The sequence below is a fragment of the Desulfosporosinus hippei DSM 8344 genome (assembly GCF_900100785.1).
GTDB lineage: Bacteria > Bacillota > Desulfitobacteriia > Desulfitobacteriales > Desulfitobacteriaceae > Desulfosporosinus > Desulfosporosinus hippei.
In genome coordinates this window covers 1-19,859 of sequence record NZ_FNCP01000047.1, presented here as the reverse complement: position 1 = coordinate 19,859, position 19,859 = coordinate 1, and the positions used below count along the sequence as shown (strand labels likewise).

18 protein-coding genes and 3 pseudogenes are annotated in these 19,859 nt (G+C 41.3%); 11 read left to right on the top strand and 10 right to left on the bottom strand.

The window, feature by feature from the left end; translation table 11 throughout:
* Positions 1 to 153 precede the first annotated feature (153 nt).
* Together BLS16_RS22285 and BLS16_RS22280 are read left to right on the top strand one after the other, a co-directional pair.
* Positions 154 to 939: a 3'-5' exonuclease gene (locus BLS16_RS22285; RefSeq protein WP_242876408.1), complete on the top strand. Its 786-nt coding sequence runs from the start codon at positions 154 to 156 to the stop codon at positions 937 to 939.
* A 225-nt stretch (positions 940 to 1,164) separates the two neighbouring features.
* Positions 1,165 to 2,271, top strand: coding sequence for a winged helix-turn-helix domain-containing protein (locus BLS16_RS22280; RefSeq protein ID WP_092335791.1), 1,107 nt, complete (start codon positions 1,165 to 1,167; stop codon positions 2,269 to 2,271).
* 496 nt (positions 2,272 to 2,767) lie between these two features.
* On the opposite strand, the gene BLS16_RS22275 is transcribed toward BLS16_RS22280, so the two are convergent.
* The gene (locus BLS16_RS22275) at positions 2,768 to 3,688 is read right to left on the bottom strand and encodes a DUF3102 domain-containing protein (RefSeq protein ID WP_092335790.1); all 921 of its coding nucleotides are present in this window, start codon (positions 3,686 to 3,688) and stop codon (positions 2,768 to 2,770) included.
* Positions 3,689 to 3,758: 70 nt separating this feature from the next.
* Between BLS16_RS22275 and BLS16_RS22270 the strand changes: the two are divergent.
* Both BLS16_RS22270 and BLS16_RS23920 read left to right on the top strand, forming a co-directional pair.
* Positions 3,759 to 3,959, top strand: a pseudogene (locus tag BLS16_RS22270) (hypothetical protein); the annotation flags it as partial.
* Positions 3,925 to 4,068 (top strand): hypothetical protein, encoded by a 144-nt coding sequence (locus tag BLS16_RS23920; protein WP_176786270.1) that lies wholly within the window; start codon positions 3,925 to 3,927, stop codon positions 4,066 to 4,068. The pseudogene BLS16_RS22270 and the gene BLS16_RS23920, both read left to right, overlap by 35 nt.
* An 85-nt stretch (positions 4,069 to 4,153) precedes the next feature.
* Here the strand turns inward: BLS16_RS23920 and BLS16_RS22265 are convergent, their stop codons facing one another.
* Positions 4,154 to 5,611 carry a PucR family transcriptional regulator gene (locus BLS16_RS22265; protein ID WP_176786269.1) on the bottom strand — a complete coding sequence of 486 codons (1,458 nt, stop codon included), beginning with the start codon at positions 5,609 to 5,611 and terminating at the stop codon, positions 4,154 to 4,156.
* 162 nt (positions 5,612 to 5,773) lie between these two features.
* Here BLS16_RS22265 and BLS16_RS22260 point away from each other — a divergent pair, with 162 nt between their 5' ends.
* The 3 genes and pseudogenes from BLS16_RS22260 to BLS16_RS22255 all read left to right on the top strand — a co-directional run bounded on the left by BLS16_RS22260 (position 5,774) and on the right by BLS16_RS22255 (position 7,704).
* Entirely contained in the window at positions 5,774 to 6,823 is a 1,050-nt protein-coding gene (locus tag BLS16_RS22260; protein ID WP_092335788.1) for a uroporphyrinogen decarboxylase family protein, read from the top strand.
* Between the two features lie 73 nt (positions 6,824 to 6,896).
* Positions 6,897 to 7,013: pseudogene (locus tag BLS16_RS24495) on the top strand (methyltetrahydrofolate cobalamin methyltransferase); the annotation flags it as partial.
* Between the two features lie 58 nt (positions 7,014 to 7,071).
* A complete protein-coding gene (locus BLS16_RS22255) occupies positions 7,072 to 7,704 on the top strand; it encodes a cobalamin-dependent protein (protein ID WP_092335787.1) in 633 nt (210 codons plus the stop codon).
* On the opposite strand, the gene BLS16_RS22250 is transcribed toward BLS16_RS22255, so the two are convergent.
* Positions 7,701 to 8,252: a DUF3102 domain-containing protein gene (locus tag BLS16_RS22250; protein WP_242876407.1), complete on the bottom strand. Its 552-nt coding sequence runs from the start codon at positions 8,250 to 8,252 to the stop codon at positions 7,701 to 7,703. The two genes, BLS16_RS22255 and BLS16_RS22250, sit on opposite strands and share 4 nt — an antisense overlap.
* Positions 8,253 to 8,806: 554 nt before the next feature.
* Positions 8,807 to 9,361, bottom strand: a complete 555-nt coding sequence (locus BLS16_RS22245) for a TetR/AcrR family transcriptional regulator (protein ID WP_242876406.1) — start codon at positions 9,359 to 9,361, stop codon at positions 8,807 to 8,809.
* 158 nt (positions 9,362 to 9,519) lie between these two features.
* Between BLS16_RS22245 and BLS16_RS22240 the strand changes: the two genes are divergently transcribed.
* Both BLS16_RS22240 and BLS16_RS22235 read left to right on the top strand, forming a co-directional pair.
* Positions 9,520 to 10,449: a ketopantoate reductase family protein gene (locus tag BLS16_RS22240; RefSeq protein WP_092335786.1), complete on the top strand. Its 930-nt coding sequence runs from the start codon at positions 9,520 to 9,522 to the stop codon at positions 10,447 to 10,449.
* A 298-nt stretch (positions 10,450 to 10,747) separates the two neighbouring features.
* On the top strand, positions 10,748 to 11,053 hold the full coding sequence (locus tag BLS16_RS22235; protein ID WP_242876405.1) for a class I SAM-dependent methyltransferase: 306 nt from the start codon (positions 10,748 to 10,750) through the stop codon (positions 11,051 to 11,053).
* 54 nt (positions 11,054 to 11,107) lie between these two features.
* Here BLS16_RS22235 and BLS16_RS22230 read toward each other — a convergent pair whose 3' ends face one another.
* The 3 genes and pseudogenes from BLS16_RS22230 to BLS16_RS22215 form a co-directional block, all read right to left on the bottom strand.
* Positions 11,108 to 11,407 carry a zinc-ribbon domain containing protein gene (locus BLS16_RS22230; RefSeq protein WP_034601450.1) on the bottom strand — a complete coding sequence of 100 codons (300 nt, stop codon included), beginning with the start codon at positions 11,405 to 11,407 and terminating at the stop codon, positions 11,108 to 11,110.
* 155 nt (positions 11,408 to 11,562) lie between these two features.
* Positions 11,563 to 11,786, bottom strand: a pseudogene (locus tag BLS16_RS24925) (DUF3102 domain-containing protein); the annotation flags it as partial.
* A 712-nt stretch (positions 11,787 to 12,498) separates the two neighbouring features.
* Positions 12,499 to 12,999 (bottom strand): hypothetical protein, encoded by a 501-nt coding sequence (locus BLS16_RS22215; protein ID WP_092335785.1) that lies wholly within the window; start codon positions 12,997 to 12,999, stop codon positions 12,499 to 12,501.
* Between the two features lie 294 nt (positions 13,000 to 13,293).
* On the opposite strand from BLS16_RS22215, the gene BLS16_RS22210 reads away from it, so the two are divergent.
* The gene (locus BLS16_RS22210; protein WP_176786268.1) at positions 13,294 to 14,655 is read left to right on the top strand and encodes a DUF4830 domain-containing protein; all 1,362 of its coding nucleotides are present in this window, start codon (positions 13,294 to 13,296) and stop codon (positions 14,653 to 14,655) included.
* A gap of 110 nt (positions 14,656 to 14,765) precedes the next feature.
* On the opposite strand, the gene BLS16_RS22205 is transcribed toward BLS16_RS22210, so the two are convergent.
* Positions 14,766 to 16,865 (bottom strand): RCC1 domain-containing protein, encoded by a 2,100-nt coding sequence (locus BLS16_RS22205; protein ID WP_092335783.1) that lies wholly within the window; start codon positions 16,863 to 16,865, stop codon positions 14,766 to 14,768.
* Between the two features lie 343 nt (positions 16,866 to 17,208).
* Here BLS16_RS22205 and BLS16_RS22200 point away from each other — a divergent pair, with 343 nt between their 5' ends.
* A complete protein-coding gene (locus BLS16_RS22200; protein WP_092335792.1) occupies positions 17,209 to 17,826 on the top strand; it encodes a class I SAM-dependent methyltransferase in 618 nt (205 codons plus the stop codon).
* Between the two features lie 307 nt (positions 17,827 to 18,133).
* Here BLS16_RS22200 and BLS16_RS24125 read toward each other — a convergent pair whose 3' ends face one another.
* On the bottom strand, positions 18,134 to 19,036 hold the full coding sequence (locus BLS16_RS24125) for an IS3 family transposase (protein WP_282433787.1): 903 nt from the start codon (positions 19,034 to 19,036) through the stop codon (positions 18,134 to 18,136).
* Positions 19,033 to 19,713 carry a helix-turn-helix domain-containing protein gene (locus BLS16_RS24120; RefSeq protein WP_092335781.1) on the bottom strand — a complete coding sequence of 227 codons (681 nt, stop codon included), beginning with the start codon at positions 19,711 to 19,713 and terminating at the stop codon, positions 19,033 to 19,035. Before BLS16_RS24120 ends, BLS16_RS24125 begins: the two co-directional genes overlap by 4 nt.
* Positions 19,714 to 19,859 lie beyond the last annotated feature (146 nt).

Here is a 19,859-nt window from a genome sequence, read left to right as displayed (position 1 = left end):
AGTTGTATTATTTCAAGATGAAAGCGATCAGTTTGTGGCCAAATTCCGATCCGTTTTCCTGTCCGAAAACCGATCAGTTTATTTTACCATTCACAGAAGGGCAGGCAGGCTAAGCTGATTCAGTCCAATGAAGGGTTTAACCTCTATAACCTTTTGGAAATCCGGTATTTTCTGATTCGCCTTAATTTGGCAGAGGATGTTTATATTATCAGTGATGATCTTTGGGAAAATGCCAAGGGTCGACTGGCAGAGCGGTTTAGCGGCAGCTTAAATTTAGAGAGTTGTCTGAATCTGATTAAAGATTTTGAGGCCACTAATCCGAAGTATAAGTACAAATCTGACCTGGAGATTTTTATCCGTGAATCCGCTTTGGAAGATTTCGTAGGCGAAAATATGGAAACGATCTTTGTGTCCACCATCCACAAGGCTAAAGGTCGGGAGTTTGACAATGTCTTTCTGATGCTGGACCAATTTGACCCCGGAACGAATGAAGCTAAACGCCAGCTTTATGTTGCTATGACCAGGGCAAAAAACAACCTGACGTTTTATGATAACGGGAACTACTTAAATTCCATCAAAGTTGAGGATATGCAAGTGATAGCTGATTCTTACACCTATCTTCCGCCTCAAGAATTGGTGATGCAATTATCCCATCGAGATGTCCAATTGGATTTTTTCCTCTACTGCCGACCTCTGATTAAGGATTTGAATAGTGGAGAGTCCCTTGGTGTTAATGGGAACGGCTGCTATAATTCCAAGGGCCAGGCAGTTCTTAAATTCTCTCATAGATTTTTAAAACAAATAGAGTCGATGAGGCAAAAGAATTATGTGCCGAAAACAGCCAAAATACGCTTTATTGTCTACTGGCAGAAAGAAAACACTGAGGTCGAGGTTAGAATTGTTTTGCCAGAGCTATATTTTGAGAAAACAATTACTTGATTGATAATTAGGCCGCCTCGCCTTATGAGGAAATTAAACCTTATATATAGTAAGGTGAATCACAGTTAGCAGACCCTTTTTGAAATTGGGTGGTAAAATAATTTCAATGCTCAAAGCATTGGGCGATATATTCTAATTTTGTATAGTCAACAATTCTCTGTTTCTCTGAGGAGTTAAAGAGACTAGCTGAATAAGGTGAAGCAGATGAAAAATACAATAACCTGAATGGGAGATAAGTTGATGACCAATGCCTATTTAAAGACAGCATTCCAAAATTGGATGAGTAAGCAAAAAAAGTCTAATGGCGATCTATATAAATCAGGAACTATTAGTTCATATTCCAATGCCCTAAAGAATTCCACCATTAAACTTAAATTAAGCGATCTTGAACATACGGATCTATTTTACTACAGTTCTTCAGCCGAATTTGCTCAAGTGTACAATCAGATTATTTCGGCTCCCAATTTTAAAGATGTTGACTCAGCTGGTAATAAAGCCTACTCAAATGCCCTTGCTTTGTACTCGAAATTCTTGGCAGAGTATGATGGTACAGCGATAGACGAAGTAAAGGTATCAAAAGCTAGCTTTATTCAGTGGTTCGCACCGCTAATTAATGCTTTAAGAGAATTGGGTGGATCGGCAACTCCCGAGAAAGCTCGCGATCAAATTGCCCGAGACCTCAATTTAGGTAGCGATGTTGTTACTGAAACAAGAGGAAAAACAGGGGGTAAAAAATTTGCCAACGAGGTTGCTTGGGCTAGGAATTATTTAGCTTATGAAGATTTGATTGATAAGTCCGTCAGAGGAGTCTGGACACTCACTCCCAAAGGTATGGAAGTGGAGCTGACAGATGAAATGGCTAGTGAGATCTTCTTCAAATGGGTTAATATTCTTAAGGAGCGTCGTGAAGGAAATCCAGATCCTACAACTATGCAAAACCAGTCAGACAAGAGGCTTTATTGGATGTATGCTCCAGGTGAAGGCTCCAATATGTGGAATGAATTCTATGACAATGGTATTATGGGCATTGGCTGGGATGAATTGGGAGATTTTAAGCAATACCCTACTAAGGAATCCATGAAAGAAAAAATGAAAGTCATTTACGGCAAAGAATACTCCTATAAGAACACTGGACACGCAACCTGGCAGTTTGCTAATGAAATCAAAATTGGTGACATCATTTTCGTCAAGAAAGGCATAAAAAAGATTATCGGCCGTAACGACTACCTGATGGGGGGGAATCAGATAAGTGTTAAAACACTCGATCTAGGTGCTGAATGGACTGAAATTAAGACACAGCTCGAAGGTGTAGCCGCAATGATAGCAATTTAATGCTATGTTTGGTCTCGCTACGCAGGAAGAAAAATGTAAGTAAGTAGTTGATAAAGGAACAAATCAGGCCGCCTCATTTTTTTTATGAGGCGGCCTGAGCCCTGGAATAGTCAGGGATAAGTTTTATCTTTTTGTCTGGAAGATTATGTTATAGTACTTGCAACAGATTGTCGAGGGACGGTTGGCCACACCCTTTTAGAAAGGGGGTGGTAGGATGATCTCAATGGTTGAGGCGATGTATCTAATGATTGCATTTGCTACACTCGTTGTTATGATCATGAAAAAGAAATAACCGCCCCTTCCAAGGACTGCGGTTATTTCTTATAACCTCTGATTCTGGCTAACCCTTCGGTTAGACAATCTGCCGGGCTGGCATGCTAGCAACATGTCAGTCCTTATTTAATATTATATCCATAGATTGTAAAATATGCAACCAGGTCACATAGGGTTTATTTCTGATGATTTCTGAAGGTCTTACCATGAACATTGCAAGATCTTAATTATTAATCCGTAAATTTGTCTTGATAGCGGGAGGCCATTCTTTTAGCATATTAACCATGTTTTGTAGCATTTCCTGGGCAGTTGCCCGGTTTATTTCTTTTTGTTTCGGGTCTATTTTGGCTAAGGCGGTAAGACTTCTTAGCAGCTCTTCAAAGGTCTTGCGGATGTTTTCGCGGTGAATGGAAAATTGGGCGTCGTAGGGTATGCTAGAGTTTTTGGCCTGTGCCGTTTTGAGCTGTTCTTCCAGCTCGCTGATTTTCTCGGCTGAGGGAACCGCTTCTGTAACTTCCTTCAGTTCCGGCTGAGTTTCAGCGACTTTATCAAGCTCCTTTTGATACTTTAGTTTAAAGTCCTCCGCCTGTTTCGCCAGATCTTGGGTCTGGTTGCTTAAGCGGGCAATTTCCATGTCTTTGCCGTCCAGTTTCTTTTTAAGGCTTTCTTTCTCCTCAATGGCCTGAGCTTTTTCCGCTCGGGCCTGATCTCTGTCCTCAATCGCCTGGTTCTTTTCGTTGACTGTTTGCTGCAGCTCCCGGGTGGACATATTTTCAATGGCATTGTCTTCAACAAATTTCTCCCGCTCTTCTTCCGGGACACCTAAGAGGATAAGGGCTTGGGTGTAAGTCAAATTGTGCAGCGCTGCACAATTTGAGTTGTTGTTTCCTTCGGAAACGTCGAGGAGTTTGGGGCCGTACTCCTTATACGTTTGCATGAGTCTGGTGGCGGTGCTTTGGGAGTAACTGACTGATTCTTTCAGCCACTGGCCCCATTCCCCATGCTTAAGCATTGCCTTGGCTTCTGTCAGACGCCGGCCGATCTCAACTGAGTTGATAAGCACGGTTTTATGGGTGTGTTCTTTAAGCATGTTAATCTCAGCTGCAATTACGAGGGGCGTACGTTCATTGACCACATTATTCATCTCGGTTTTCCATCCTTTATCCATATATGGATAGAATATGTGGTCGGGCCTTTGAAGGTGATTTTTAGATGAGGTACATCATCGTCAGTTAAGAAAAGTAACCAAAACAAAAACTGCTTATCCAACCGATGATGCTCTAAGAAAAATCATCTATTTGGCCACTGTAGAAGCATCTAAGATATGGACAATGCCAATCAGAGAATGGCAAGGCTGCTTGTCACAGTTTGTAATCTATTTTGAAGATATTCAATTCCGATGTTTCCCTCCATAAGATGAAGGCAGTGAGAACCGAGGGTGCAGGGGACGGTTCTCAAAGGGCGCAATCGGAAGTTTTGCTCGAAAAAGCCCAACTGCCGAGCATATCGACAGTTGGGACATGATCAAGACTACTTCATGATCGAACCGCAAAATTCTGGATTGCCCCAGAAGAATGAAGTCGCAGTTTTCGTTTATACGGAGTTAGTACTATTGGGTTGATTCGTAATTGAGATAAAACGAAAGCAGCAGATGTAACCTTATATTATAAGAATCTAAGTCAATATCGGTTAAGTCATCAATCCTTGAAAGTCTGTATTTCAATGAATTCTTATGGATGGAGAGGATATTTGCTGTTTTTGTGTAATTTCGTTCATTCTCAAGGAAAGTTTTTAGTGTTCCGGTAAGATCAGAGTTCGTATCTTTATCGTATTTTTGAAGTTTTTTAATTGCAGGGTGTTTAATATCAGTTTGGACATTTTGTTTAATTATGTCAAGTCCATAGGCAATGACATGATCGGAACATTCGTTCAGACTGCCAGATTCCTGACTTCCGTATTTTTCTGCAACGATTGTTTGCTCAAAATAGAGTGGTGCTTGCGTAGTATCATTAAAGAGGTAACTGATCCCGCAGAAACAATCGCAGGATTCAGCTATCTCTTTAAATTTTCGCATAAAATCAGATTTATTCATTAATGCAAGATTGCAAATGACCACAATCCGATCTTCATAAAAAACACCTAAACAGGCAGGAAACCAATTTTCTATTCGTCTTGTAATGGTGAGCATGATATCTTTCTTGATAATGCAATTGATACTTACAATCATTTTATCATCGGAAGGATCCCATCCAATAGCCTGAAAATGCTGATTTATGGTTGATTCTGTTCCGGGGCGTCCGTTAAGTAAATCGAGAAAGAATTGCTGGTAGGATTTAAATTCGTTCTGAGTTTTGTTGCAGCTAAGCCAGGATTCGAGAGTCCTGGCATAAGCCGAAAAAATATCCATCCGCCCTTGGGTGTTAGGATGATTTCGTTCCAGCATAGATATCCAACCTAAATGTTGGCTATTACAGACAAGATTTGCGCAGATAAGTCTGCAGGGCAGCAGTTTACTGTCGATGATATAGGCGTCCCTTCTGTTTACTTCACGTATCCTGCTGTCCCGATTTATCTCCATAATTATGTCAAGCTGCTGCATTGCTTTATTACGCAGCATATCTTCATAAAAATCACCGGACATGTCCATGTCCGCAGGTATACTTAAGGTAATGTTTGAATAACCGGGATCAGCCATTGAAATTATTTCGTCAAAGAAATTTCTGGCGCAATCTATAAGATACTGAAGTGAACAACCACTCGTAATCCGTTCCTGCAGTTGTTCAAACCAGTCATTATAATAGTCAAATGCGTTTAATATCTCAGTTAACACTTGCCCCAGGTCTTCTGTTTCAAGAAAAATCATATCTTGTCCGTTAACACAGATTACCTTATTTTCCTCGCTGCCCAGTATATCCTTGGCACGGCCAATATAAACATTTGATTTTTGGGTAGCTTTAGCGCAGGAAAACAATCTGACATTTTTAAGAACAGGATCTCCATGGATGATTCTTGTTTTTGGCTTATAATCTTTCAGCCAGTCAGACAAAATCCACATGCTTAATTTCATATACATATCCTCTTGTTTTATCAATTTGTTACTTTGTTACAAATTGAAGTCTCTACCTGCTTACTAATTCGATACTATTGAATATAGTTCAGCGAATATCAACATGTTACCATTTTTATAACATTATGAAAATAAAAAAAATGGTTTCAGGAGGTATTTGTAATGATGACCAAACGAGAAAATGCTTTAAAGGCGTATAGACATGAAACTCCGGATTATGTTCCTTGTTTTCTGACGGATTTCTCAATGATCCAGTGTTGTCCTGATTTGGAACGTTACACAGGTATTACACGAGGAAAAGATTATTGGGGCTGCGATTGGACATTTGAGCCAGCTCCAATAAATGCTCCAATGCCGACACCGGGTGTTCATTTATTCGAGGATATTACCGAGTGGCGTGATAAACTTCAATTTCCTGATCTTGAGGCAATTGACTGGGTGAAACAGGCAGATATTGATGCACATAGTGATTTTTTTGGTTTACTGACAGGGAAAGGTATTACCCCCAATGAAGATGGTTCTTCAATTTATGATGAAGATAAAAAAGATCTCCTGCGATTGGCTATGATCTTAAACGGCCCCTTTGAAAGACTGCATGCTTGTATGGGATTTCAAAACGCCCTTATGGCGATAGCTGCCGAGCCGGAGGAGTGCCGCGAATATTTCAAAGCCATGGCAGACTGGAAAATAGAGTATCTTAAGAAAATAGGCAAATATTACGATTTGGACGTTATTATGTTTCATGATGATTATGGCACAAATGACAGAATGTTCATGTCCCCTGATACCTGGAGGAAATTAATTAAGCCGGAACTAGCAAGAATAGTCAAAGCATGCCATGAAGCCGGGATGATCTATGAACATCACAGCTGCGGATTTATTGAACCCATCATTCCGGATCTTGTTGAAATCGGTGTGGATGCCCTTGATCCTATTCAGGTATGCAATATAAATGCGGGGAAATTAAAAATAGAATATGGTAAAAAATTAACGTTTGTAGGCGGATTTAATAATCAAGACGCTTTTGAAAGATCGGATTCAACCCCTGAAGGGATAAAAGCAGAATACAGAAGAGCTGTTGATTTATTAGCTCCGGGAGGAAGCTACGTAGCTTTTCCTATGGGTGTAGCTTTTGCTTCCTTTGCCGAACCTTTTATAGAAGAACATTTCAAATATGGAATGAGTTTTTACCAGAGTTCTGCAAACAAATAAATCAGGCCAGCCTAGATCTCCAGAGTGTTGTGGACTATCCTGGTGCCACTGCCCAATTTAGCCCATTTAGATAGCTCAATATCCAGACATCCACGTGACAGGGGGCTTAAGCAATATTTCATTTAATCTTCCTGCTAGAAGGCTCGTGAATCAGGCATTCATCGTACTAGCGATGAACGCTGGGATGGAAAAAAATTGAATTTGAAATATTCTCGTACCAAAATTGACAAATAGGGAGGACTTAAGAAATGTCAAAGATTGAAGAAGTAAAAGCAATGTTAGAGGCAGGAAAAGCGAAACTCGTACCAGGATTGGTACAGGAAGCATTAAATGATGGAAACGGAGTGCAAGACATTCTTCAGGCAATGATTGCTTCCATGGGCACCGTGGGTGATAAATTCTCAGCAGGGGAAGTTTACGTGCCTGAAATGTTAATGGCTGCGAAAGCCATGTCTAAGGGGGTCGAAGTATTAAAACCGTTACTCGTTGGCGGGAGTGCCTCTACTTTAGGTACCTGCATTATTGGTACCGTTGAAGGCGATCTCCATGACATCGGCAAAAATCTGGTTGCCATGATGATCGAAAGTGCAGGATTTAAAGTGGTTGACCTAGGTGTAGATGTATCGGCCGCTAAATTTATTGAGGGTATCAAAGCAAATGATAACGTCACCTTAGTAGCCCTGTCAGGACTGCTTACAACAACCATGGTGGCCATGAAAGACTCCGTTCAAACCATCAAAGCAAGCGGATTGACAGGATTCAAGGTCATCGTCGGTGGCGCGCCTATTACCTCAGAATTTGCAGCAACAACCGGAGCTGATGGTTTTGCCCCCGATGCTGGTAGTGCCGCCGTAAAAGCCAAAGAATTGGTTATGGCTTAGCGGGCAATTTCCCTGTCTTTGCCGTCCAGCTCTTTTTTAAGGCTTTCTTTCTCCTCAATGGCCTGAGCTTTTTCTGCTTGGGCCTGATCTCTGTCCTCAATCGCCTGGTTCTTTTCGTTGACTGTCTGCTGCAGCTCCCGGGTGGACATATTATCAATTGCATTGTCTTCAACGAATTTCTCCCGCTCTTCTTCCGGGACACCTAAGAGGATAAGGGCTTGGGTGTAAGTCAAATTGTGCAGCGCTGCATAATTTGAGCTGTTGTTTCCTTCGGAAACGTCGAGGAGTTTGGGGCCGTACTCCTTATACATTTGCATGAGTCTGGTGGCGGTGCTTTGGGAGTAACTGACTGATTCTTTCAGCCACTGGCCCCATTCCCCATGCTTAAGCATTGCCTTGGCTTCTGTCAGACGCCGGCCGATCTCAACGGAGTTGATAAGCACGGTTTTATGGGTGTGTTCTTTAAGCATGTTAATCTCAGCAGCAATCACAAGGGGCGTACGTTCGTTGACCACATTATTCATCTCGGTTTTCCATCCTTTATCCATATATGGATAGAATATGTGGTCGGGCCTTTGAAGGAGAAATTGCCTGGGTGTTGAACAAATAGACCGCCTCGTGTTATTGAGGCGGTCTGAACCCTGTGAATAGTCAGGGATAAGTTTCATCATTTTGTCTGGAAGATTATGCTATAATACTTGCAACAGGTTGTCGTGGGACGGTTAGCCACACCCTTTTAGAAAGGGGGTGGCAGGATGATCTCAATGGTTGAGGCGATGTATTTAATGATTGCATTTGCTACACTCGTTGTTATGATCATGAAGAAGAAATAACCGCCCCAGGCTAGGATGGCGGTTATTTCTTATAACTCCAATTCGGGCTAACCGTACGGTTAGACAAGCTGCCGGGCTGGCGTGATTGCAACACGTCAGTCCTTTTATAATATTATACCCACGGACTGTAAAATATGCAACCGGGTCACACAGGGCAACACTGAAGAGAAAAAAATGAAATCAATTCTTTTTGCAGGGAAACATGCTTTGGTGAAAGGTCGGATTCAATTAAAGAAGTAGTTAGCTGAGAACCCTAACGGCAAATTTGGCTAGAGTGATACAAAGCGCTTGGTGTATGGTTCTAGCAAAAACATAAGTTGCTCAGTAATTTCCTGAACATTGCAGGGCATAGAATTATTAATCCACCATTCCAATACGCCAATAAACCCTGAAGTCAAAAAATGAGTGGTTATACCATTTGAAAAGGCGTTGTTTTCTGGCTTTATACCGATAACCTCGGTTACTGTTTGCGCAATGATGTCATATAAGCGGCTGCGGAAAAATCCAACGCCCTCATTGCTAAGCAGCAACTTGTATATTGTAAAATTTTTCTCCAAATATTCAAATACGCTTTGAAATGCGCTTGCGCTTAGATTGGTATCAGTACTATTGGCACAGTGATTTAGTAGCAACTCAACATATGTTTCAATGCACTTGTCAAGCAAGTCGAATTTATCCACGTAATGTAGATAAACAGTCCCTCGGTTTATGTTTGCGCGTTCGGCAATGTCACTAATGGTTATTTTCTCAAATCCCTTTTCAGCCAAAAGGTCGAGGAAGGTATTCATAATCAACTGCCTTGTTTTTTGAATTCTTCTATCCACAAAGTGTTCCTCCAGATATTCAACAAATTAGCGCAATGTGTTCAGTTCTCAACAGTTGGAACGAATGTAACTATTGAAATTCTCTCCACGTATCAGTATGCTAAGAATATCAAACACTTGTTGAAAAATCAACACGTGATCATTCGGGAGGATGCTTTATGAAAATACTATTTTTTGGTCGCGGTGTTATAGGGACCCTGTACGCTTGGGCGTTTGAAAAGGCAGGCCATACTGTTGAGTTTTATGTTCGTGAAGGTCGGAAGGCACAATATGGTTCACATGTAAACTTAGAACTATGGGATGTAAGGCGAAGCAGAAAAGACCGGTTAGTCAAAGAAAACTGGCCTATTGTAACACATGAAGAAATAAAGGAAAATCACGACTATGACCTGATTTTTATGAGTGTCAACCCCGAGCAAGTATCAAGTGTGGTAGAGTACCTTGCGCCACGAGTTGGAAATGCAACAGTTCTGTTTTTCAATAACTTTTGGCAAGACCCTCAATCAGCTGTTCAGCCGATTCCCCTCAGTCAAATTGTTTGGGGCTTCCCCGGTGCCGGCGGTGGATTTGAAGGAAACACTCTTTACGGTGGGCTTTACAAGACAGTGCAGTTTGGAACATTTGAATCCGAGCCTACCCAAAGAGATTTAGAGGTTCGCAAGCTTTTTGTTGGGACAGGCTTCAAGATAATGGTTCAAAAGGACCTGCAAAGTTGGCTCTGGAATCACTTCGCCTTAAACGCTGCAATGGAAGTCGAAGTCTTAAAAAGTGGCAGTTTTGAAAACGTAATTTCTTCACCTGAAGCTCTCGTTGGAATAGGTCGTAATATGAAAGAACTTATCCAAGTTTTGAAAGCAAAAGGCTCAAAACTTGATGTTATGACAAAAGTGATGAGCAACCTACCATCGAGAGCTATTGGATTTCTTATGAGTAACGTTATTTTTTCACCTAAAAGCATGACCTATGCTCTTGTAGCGCATAACCACACTAAAGTTGGTTATGCCGTAAAGGAAGTTATTTCAGAAGCCAGAAAGTACGGCATAAAGGCACCAAGGCTTTACGATGTAGAAAGTCTGATTACTGAATAGAAAGAGGGACCTAGCTTGACAATCTGCTGGACTGACGTGCTTGCAACACGTCAGTTTTTTTATGCTTCAACCAAGCACTCCATGCATTGTCCCTATAAGGCAATTTAAAAAGATGTTGACTAGACATAACTTTATTTTAAGGTAGATGACTCCAATAATTCTAGATATAATCAAAGAAAGCCCAAAAAGCAAAGACCTGCAAAAGGTGGCTAATTCTTAGGTTAAATACATATTTTATGGTGTACAAAATAGAATACAAATAATAAATTGCACAGGTTTTATATGAGGAGGTAAAAGTATGACCATAATAGAGGAAGGTTACAAGAAAAGATATAAAGCAGGAGAAACTCCTTGGGATCTTGGCAGACCTGATATTAACCTTATTCAGACAGTAACCGCGATGGACATAAATCCTTGTAAAACACTGGAAATCGGTTGCGGTACTGGTAATAACTCCATTTGGCTTTCCAAAAACAACTTTGATGTAATAGGTGTTGATACTTCAGAGATTGCAATACAGAAGGCCGTAGAGAAGGCTTCAATTGATAATGTCAAATGTACCTTTACGGTTATGGACGTAGATCATATTCTTTTGCGTAATTAGCCTGTGAATAAAAAGACCTTCTCAGGAATTACCCAAGAAGGTCTCTCTTAAATCTTAGTAACGGCTGCGTGGTGTGAAGCAATCGCGGCAATATACCGGTTTGTCGCCACTAGGCTGGAAAGGTACCATTGTATCTACGCCACATGAAGCGCAGACCGCTGGGTACATTTGGCGTTCTTGGCGTTGGTAGCCGCCGCTGTTACCGCGAGTTTGTTGCTTTCTTGCTGCACGGCAGGAAGGACAACGGCCAGGCTCGTTGGTAAAGCCTTTTTCTGCGTAAAATTCTTGCTCCGAAGCCGAGAATACAAACTCAGCACCACAATCTTTACAGGTTAACACTTTTTCTTCAAACATAATAAAAACCTCCGAATATTTAATTACCCGCAACTAATAAGGAAGTTTCATTGCTTCCCAGTGCTTTAGGCAACAAAAGAAGGTTTTTGCAAAATCCACTATTTATTTAACGGACTTGTTTACTATACTAGTAATTTGATCATAAGTCAATAAATTTCCCGCTCTTCTTCCGGGACACCTAAGAGGATAAGGACTTGGGAATATGTCAAATTGTGCAGCGTTGCATAATTTGAACTGTTGTTTCCTTCGGAAAAGTCGAGGAGTTTGGGGCCGTACTCCTTATAGATTTGCATGAGTCTGGTGGCGGTGCTTTGGGAGTAACTGACCGATTCTTTCAGCCACTGATAAGCACGGTTTTATGGGTGTGATCTATAAGCATGTTAATCTCAGCTGCAATCACGAGGGGCGCACGTTCGTTGACCACACTATTCATCTCGGTTTTCCATCCTTTATTCATAACTATATGGATAGAATATGTGGTCGGGCCTTTGAAGGTGATTTTTAGGTAAGGTACACTGAATATACAGCGTGCGAGTAGAAAAACAAAGGAGTTGTCTTGAGGAACGGATAACACAAATCGATTCAATACTGAGTGATGATAAAGTAATCCTGGATGAGGATATTAGTGACTCCCCTTCTTTACTGATTATACCGTTATTAATCTTACGGATAAGAAATGAAGAAGACGTGCTGTGTAAAAAATTAGCGGGGTATAGGGAGTAGCTTAAAGACACCTTATCGTGTGATCCCATTTATATGGTAATTAATAGATTTGAAGGAGTTGAACAGTATGTTTGAAGAACTGGTTGAAGCAAAATTCAAGAAACCATGAGAAATGGGGAATTTGATAACCTTCCTTTTGGCAAACACATTGATCTGAGTTACTGGGCAAGTCTTCCCCAGGATTCGAATCTGAATTTAAAAGCAGCCAGGCGGTGCTTCCGGCTATTTAGCAGGATTGACTAATAATATAGGGCCCTATCGTTAAATATTAGTGATTGACACGTGCGGCAGCATAAGGCAGAGGAGATATTATCACTCAGTTAGGGGAGAAGTGGCGGCCACGCGGCCGCCGTTCTTTTTTTGCGCTATTAAACTTGTGGCGGGTCGTAGAAGGAACAATATCTCAAAGGGCAATAGAGTTTGGAGTGCGTTTGTCCAGGAGATGATGGATCACCAAAACAGAATACAATAACACCATTCCCAAGAGCCCCTATAGCACACGTATTTGCCCAAGTACCAAAAATCCAAACTGAAACGCCTGTTGCTAGAAGTGATGGTGTCCAGGCCATTCCAAGTGGAATTGCAAGAAGACCAACATCATATACTGCTTGCTGAAATACTATCCCTTGTAATGCTGCCATTTCTGCATTTTCAATAGCATCAAAACCATACCAATGGTAGATATATTCTACCGTTGCCACCATTACTGACATTCTATTTCCTTTTTTAACGACCGGCTTAGAGGATGATTGATCAGTATAAAGGTCTCCTTTTTCTATCATTGCATTAATACCATTCATACCGTTTGTTAAATCGTCCCATTCAACTTGCCTTTTTTGACAAGATTCCCTCCTCAGTTTACTTGACAAGTCACAGGTAAACCTCCTCTCTTAAAATATTTCCTTCCTCACAAGATTACCCTCTGTTTACTCGAAAAGTTAAAGGTAATTCTAGGAGTCCTTCCGTTAACATTTGACTGATTGACGCCTTTTAATAATAGTTTTTGAAATGCTGGTGATTGCTGGAAGGAAAAGTAGGAAGTTCAGCGAAACTCTAAGGAAAGTGAAGCAGCAGCAAATCAGCAGTTTACACTGGTATGAGCGATGTTCATATACAACAGTTTGGCTGTGATTTCCAAGATAATAGGCGAAAAGAGGTGTGTAATGCTTAAAAAAGTTTTTGTAGTGTGGTGGCTTATCCTTAGTATGTTTTTTACTCTAACAGGTTGCTCTCAAGAAACAGAAATAAAGAATGAGAAAATATCGGAGGAAATATCAATTGTAAATCAGACTGCACGGAACAAAGTCAACGAGATAAATAATTCTGCTATACCCAATTTTGAAGAACTATATAAGAATACAGTTGAGATAGATGTCAATTTTGACTCGGAGGGTATGTTTGGTACATATAAAGCAAAAATCGAAGATAACAAAATACTGTCTGATATTTTAACGATGATTGGTAATAGCCAATTAATAAAGGATGAATCAAGAATTGATAAGATGAGTGGTATGGCAACAAAGAACAATAGTTTAATACTTGTAGCAGGAAATGGGAGCAGAAAGGAAATCAAATTTGCCTTTGACGACCCAGCCTTTGCTGTGGGGTATTTGGAAATTGATGATCACCAGTATGACCCTGGTTTTAGTTTTTTTAGGTATATAAAGGACTTTACAGAATATAGACAGTTAGATCCTAACATAGACAATCAGGTTGAAGAATTATTTAAAAAGTATAATTGGACGATTGACTATCGAGTCAACTCAATGAATGTGACACTCCCGTCTAACCTGAAACATGATGCGGGAGAGTATCCTGTCAAGATATACTGGGCTTACAATAACGAACTTTCCAAAAATATCGGCCTGGACTATAGTGAATACCTAGGGAAGGAAGTAGAGGTCGATATTTACAGGCTTAGGGAGCCCTTACCTGATTATATGAATCCAAGAATGAATTCACGAGGAATCGTTTTGAAATACAATAACAAAATCGTTGGAGCATATATTGATGCGGGGAGACATGACTGCTTTGCCTGCTCACTTGATAGAAAGAGATTAACAGATATCACCAATAAAGAATGGGATCATTGGATTAGTGACTATATCAATTATAATAATGAACTAGAAATAGAATTAGCTAAAATGAAACCTGAGGACATCATTAAACAGTATTATAAAGCGATGAATAGCCATGATCAAAAAATGCAGTTTGCCTGTTTGACTCGACAGAATCTATGTAATTATTTGGCTGCAAATATGGATAATAATCTGCTAATAAACGCTGATTATAATAATGCCTATATCGATGGCGAACAAAATGTAAAATCAGCAAAATTTATTAGTTTGCGAGAAGTAAGAGGCTTAGGTAATCCAAAGGGAGCTGTGGAGTATGTGGCAACAATAGATTTCAAATTTGATAAAGAGATTACTTCAAATAGCGGGAAGCAAACCAGATTTGTTATACTGAAAAAGGAATCGGATAAAAGTGGTTGGAGGATTGATGGTGAAGGAACAGGACCGTAAATAATAAGTAATTTACACATTTTCTTAAGTCCGGAAATTTTTACTGTGAGATTGGGCTGCGAGGCACGTTGCTTATAGATAGTTTACAGATGGACTTAAGCTACCCTATTTTAGAAAGGGGGTGGGGATGTTAACGTTTTAAATATATTTTCAGAAACAACACTTGTACCACCTAAAGCGATGATTTTCTTGATCGATAGGTTGCTGAGGTAGATCGAGCTTAATTTTTCAGGGATCTCGGTTGGTTTAACTAAAACGATAGGTGATAAGGTAGATCCGGCAAAAATAGAACCAGCTAGAGCATCTGGAAAATTTGTACCTGTTGCCAAAAAAAGATTTGGACTATAATCGCCAAAAAGAGCATCGGCGATTATAGCAGAGGTTTCATACTGATCAAAGCCTCCAAAACGTCGGAAGTTGGCATCTGGGAAAAGATCTTTGAGCTGTTTCTCAACCGAAGCACTAACTGCACCCACTCCCCCAACAATCGTAATATCTGTTGGTTCAAGATCTTTGAGATAGGCCAGAGGCTCAGCGGGGATGTTGCTTTTTTGAACTAGAATCATCGGGATACCGAGTGCAGAAGCATAAGGGGAGATTGATAGAGAATCTGGGAAGTTCTCGCCGGTTGCGATGATGACCTCACCACCACCAGAAGGCTTAATTTGTTTGGCAATCTCTGTTGCAGTTCCATAACTAGTTACACCGGCAAGACGCTGAACAGTATAGTGATAATATGGAATATCATTTAGCTCAGCTTCAAGAGCGGAAGATACAACAGCCGTTCCGCCAAGTATACAGATCTTGCCCTCTGGGATTAGCACTCGTTTTATCTCGTCAATGGTTTTTTGATTATCACCATAAGGATTAATCAGCAATAGAGGTGCATTTTCTAATACACCAAGGCTTGCTCCGGCTAAAGCATCAGGAAAATTATAGCCGGTAGCAAGAAGCACGGTATTGGTACTCGAATCAGCAGGGAACATTTTTTGAGAAATAGCAATAGAGGTGTCAAATCGGTCGTAACCTGCAAGTCGGGTACTGGCTGGAAGAAGGGTGTCCACTACAAGACTTGGGGTGATTGTGAGCTTAGAGTTCGTTCCATTTCCCGAAATCCCTTGGATATTATCCCCCCAGGTTAGAATGGTACCAGTAGTCGTTAGGGCAGCATAATTACTTGGTCCGGCGGCAATTCCTTGAACCTTAGTGAGGCCGGGCACTTGTGTCGGTTTCAACAAAATATCATAACCAAGAGGAGTGTGATTTGAGGGTTTGGTTCTATCGATACCCCAAACCCATACAGTTCCGTCTTCAAGCAAAGCCATCGTATGACGACCTCCGGAGCTAATGGCTTTGACGTTAGTTAAGTCTGAGACTTGAACAGGAATCGCTTGTCTATTCGTGGTACCGTCGCCTAATTGACCATAAGTGTTTTCTCCCCAGGCCCATACAGTGCCATCCGCTTTCAGGGCAGTAGAATTACTAAGTCCCGCAGATACTGCGACAATATTTGAGAGACCCTCGATTTTTTCGGGAAGATAGGAATCAAGTGCGTCTGGGTAACTACTACCATTGCCCAGTTGGCCCGAAGAATTGTGTCCCCAACTCCAAACGGTTCCATCATTGGCTAATGCGAGGGTGTGAAATTCTGCGGCTGATACGGCGCTAATATCCGATAGATTAGATACTTGCACCGGTATGCGGGAAGAGAGATTAGAACCGTCTCCAAGTTGCCCGTGGTCATTATTTCCCCAAGCCCATACAGTTCCATCGTTTTTTAATGCTACTGAATGGGAACCGCCTGAAACGGCCTTAACATTCGTTAAACCTTGGACTTGGATAGGGGTAGAACTATTGCCTTGCGCCCCATCATCTTGGTCAAGAGAGTTTGCCCCCCAAGCATAAACTGTTCCATCATCTTTAACAGCCAATGAACCCATAACACTAGCGGCTATGGCCTTAACGTCTGAAAGTTCTTTGACTTTTATCATATAGGGCCTTATATGGGTAGTACCATCTCCAAGTTGTCCAAATTGATTGAGGCCCCAACTCCAGACACTACCGTCAGAGTTAAGAGCCAAGAATGATTGTCGGCCTCCCGAAACTGAGATAAAATTGTGGGTAATACCATAGGCGGGTTGGATGTTAACTATGGAGGATAAAATTAGTAAGCTGATTATGATTGCAAAGATTTTTTGGTCTTTTTTCACTGTACTTCGTCTCCTCCTAATAATTTTAGCGTTCAGAAGTCTTACAGTTAATTCGTTTGTGGATTTAGATTTCCTTTTGGTAAATTAAGGGCGGGACAAGGATCCTGTCTCCTTGTCCCTTGATTGATCGAACCCTAGCAATATCTAAGCAGTTACTCTAAAAGATAACTTTATTTTAAGGTGGATGCCTCCAATAATTCTAGATATAATCAGAGAAAGCCCAAAAAGCAAAGACCTGCAAAAGGTGGCTAATTCTTAGGTTAAATACATATTTTATGGTGTACAAAATAGAATACAAATAATAAATTGCACAGGTTTTATATGAGGAGGCAAAAATATGACCATGATAGAGGAAGGTTACAAGAAAAGATATAAAGCAGGAGAAACTCCTTGGGATCTTGGCAGACCTGATTTTAACCTTATTCAGACAGTAACCACGATGGACATAAATCCTTGTAAAACACTGGAAATCGGTTGCGGTACTGGTAATAACTCCATATGGCTTTCCAAAAACAACTTTGATGTAATAGGGGTTGATACTTCAGAGATTGCAATACAGAAGGCCGTAGAGAAGGCTTCAATTGATAATGTCAAATGTACCTTTATTGTGAATGACATCCTTTCCAACAAGATCGATGGGGCTCCATTTGACTTTGCTTTTGACAGGGGCTGTTTTCATTCATTTAATTCGGATGAGGAGCGGATGATTTTTGCTGAAAAAGTAGCTTCTCTTTTAGAAGATGATGGTCTGTGGCTTAGTCTAGTTGGCAACGCTGATGAAAAACGTGATATTCCAGGTCCTCCGCAGCGTACTGCCAGAGATATTGTTAACACTGTGGAGCCCTACTTCGAGATCCTTTCCCTGGTTTCAGGCCGTTTTGATTCTAACCACCCAAGCCCGCCTAGAGCCTGGGTTTGTCTAATGCGCAAAAGGCGTTCAGGATTAAGCGGTAAGATTTAACTAACTCTTCATGGTGAACTTAGACTTAACACAGTCGAGGGGAGAAGGGGCAGGTACAACTACTATTCATGTGTAAGGTACACTTCTTGGTTTTTTATCCCACACGGTATGTGTTCCACCGCTTACGATACTAATGCCTCTATCGTAATATCGATAACAATAGAGGCACTATTTTTTATAATACCGCGCACTGCGAGGCAACTTAAAAGCACCTGCAAAAATGGTGTGCACCCCGTCAAGAGGACAATGAAAAAATAGAAAGAAGTTTGCTGAATTGCTACCCGTCTAAAAAGCGGGTAGCAATTCTTTATGCGGCCTTTACGTACTGCTTATGGAACTCCATCGGCGTCATAATATACAAGCGGCGCTGTAAACGCCGATAATTATAATAGAAGATGTAATCAGAAATGGCTTGAACAAGATGTTCCCGGTTGGTGAATTTGTACCCGTAATACCTCTCGCGCTTCAGGATACCCCAAAAGCCTTCCATCGGTCCGTTATCAATACAGCGAGCCACTCTGGACATGCTTTGCTTCATTCCTGCGGCCTGCAGTTTCGAGTGAAAAATGCGGCTTGTATACTGATACCCACGATCCGAATGAAACAGCGGATGGGCTTCAGGATGGGCGGCCATGGCAGCATCAAATGTATCGAAAACGAGTCTGTTATCGTTGCGATCACCAATGGCATAGGCGACAATGCGCCGATCATACAGGTCTAGGATAGCGCTCAAATATATTTTGTGGACTTCCGGCCCAACGTAGTATTTAAACTCCGTCACGTCGGTCAACCATTTCGAGTTTGGTGCGTCTGCGTGGAACTCACGTTTCAGATAGTTCTTGGCTATGTATTCCGGCGATGACGCATTCCTGGTGCATCCGTGCCTTTTGTATTTAATGGTTGATTGAATATTAAGGGCACGATCGATCTGAAGAACACGTTTATCATTCACATGAATGTTGTGTCTCCTGTCCAGCTCATCCCGTATTCTGCGATATCCCATATCAGGATGCTCTTTGTGGATCTTCTCAACAACGTCTGCAATTCGTTCGTTCTCTAGCTCGCGGTTGCTCTTCGGATGCGTCAGCCATCGATAATATGCTGACCGGGTAATGTGTAAAAAGGCACAGAGCTTCCATACAGAAAATGAACGATCCTCAGATAATATTCTCACGGCTTCATAGGCCGACTGATGCCTTACGAAGCTCAGCGTCGCCTCCTCTCCAATTCCTTCACTTTTTTTAATAGTGCATTCTCCATTTCTAGATCATATTTTTCCCGTTCAAGTTGAGCTATCCGGTCTCTCAGTTCTTCCTCAGGTGTTCGGCTCGGCAGTGTTCCAGAGCGGTGTCCTCGCCGATCTTCCAACCCCGATTCTCCCATCTCACGGTATTTTCTTGTCCACGTATAGACCTGCTGGTATGAAACTTTATATTTAAGCGCTGTCGTCCCATAATCGTTTCCATTGGATATGCATTCTTTTACAATCTGTATTCGCTCTTCTGCAGTCGTATCTCGGCCTCTCGTCATGCGACTTCCTCCTGTCTGTTCACGGAGTTCCTCATGACGATTATACACCTTCAACCAATTCCCAAGCTGCCTTTTATCCTTCACACCGTATTTCTCACATATCTCATACATAGACCCTTGCCCTGCCAGATAATCCAGAACAGCTGAAAGCTTGGTCTCCTTTGAATATATTCTGTTGTGCTCCTTCGGCAGAAACCCTGATGGTCCTTCCGTTTTGTACCGGCTAAGCCACTTCTTAAAAGTAGCTTTATCTACGCCTGCTTCTCGACACGCTGATGAATATCCTACTTTTCCTGAGAGATACAATTCGACTATTCGCATCTTCTCTTCTGCTGGTATTTTTCCTTTTTGTGACATAATTACCCCCAGACTGAACAGTGTTTTTTATTTCACTGTCCTATCTGGGGGCAATGTCATTAAGTTAAGGCCTGAAAAACACAACCATCCAGATTAAGATGGTTGTGTTTTTCTTATACATACAGGTGGGCATATAAAATTTATCA

Excerpts from the sequence above, each read along its gene's own strand:
- BLS16_RS22210 (WP_176786268.1), top strand. The coding sequence starts at position 13,294 with ATGCTTAAAAAAGTTTTTGTAGTGTGGTGGCTTATCCTTAGTATGTTT.
- BLS16_RS22280 (WP_092335791.1), top strand. The coding sequence starts at position 1,165 with ATGGGAGATAAGTTGATGACCAATGCCTATTTAAAGACAGCATTCCAA.
- BLS16_RS22230 (WP_034601450.1), bottom strand. The coding sequence starts at position 11,407 with ATGTTTGAAGAAAAAGTGTTAACCTGTAAAGATTGTGGTGCTGAGTTT.
- BLS16_RS22240 (WP_092335786.1), top strand. The coding sequence starts at position 9,520 with ATGAAAATACTATTTTTTGGTCGCGGTGTTATAGGGACCCTGTACGCT.
- BLS16_RS22200 (WP_092335792.1), top strand. The coding sequence starts at position 17,209 with ATGATAGAGGAAGGTTACAAGAAAAGATATAAAGCAGGAGAAACTCCT.
- BLS16_RS22255 (WP_092335787.1), top strand. The coding sequence starts at position 7,072 with ATGTCAAAGATTGAAGAAGTAAAAGCAATGTTAGAGGCAGGAAAAGCG.
- BLS16_RS22250 (WP_242876407.1), bottom strand. The coding sequence starts at position 8,252 with ATGGATAAAGGATGGAAAACCGAGATGAATAATGTGGTCAACGAACGT.
- BLS16_RS22235 (WP_242876405.1), top strand. The coding sequence starts at position 10,748 with ATGACCATAATAGAGGAAGGTTACAAGAAAAGATATAAAGCAGGAGAA.
- BLS16_RS22275 (WP_092335790.1), bottom strand. The coding sequence starts at position 3,688 with ATGAATAATGTGGTCAATGAACGTACGCCCCTCGTAATTGCAGCTGAG.
- BLS16_RS22260 (WP_092335788.1), top strand. The coding sequence starts at position 5,774 with ATGATGACCAAACGAGAAAATGCTTTAAAGGCGTATAGACATGAAACT.
- BLS16_RS24120 (WP_092335781.1), bottom strand. The coding sequence starts at position 19,713 with ATGTCACAAAAAGGAAAAATACCAGCAGAAGAGAAGATGCGAATAGTC.
- BLS16_RS22265 (WP_176786269.1), bottom strand. The coding sequence starts at position 5,611 with ATGAAATTAAGCATGTGGATTTTGTCTGACTGGCTGAAAGATTATAAG.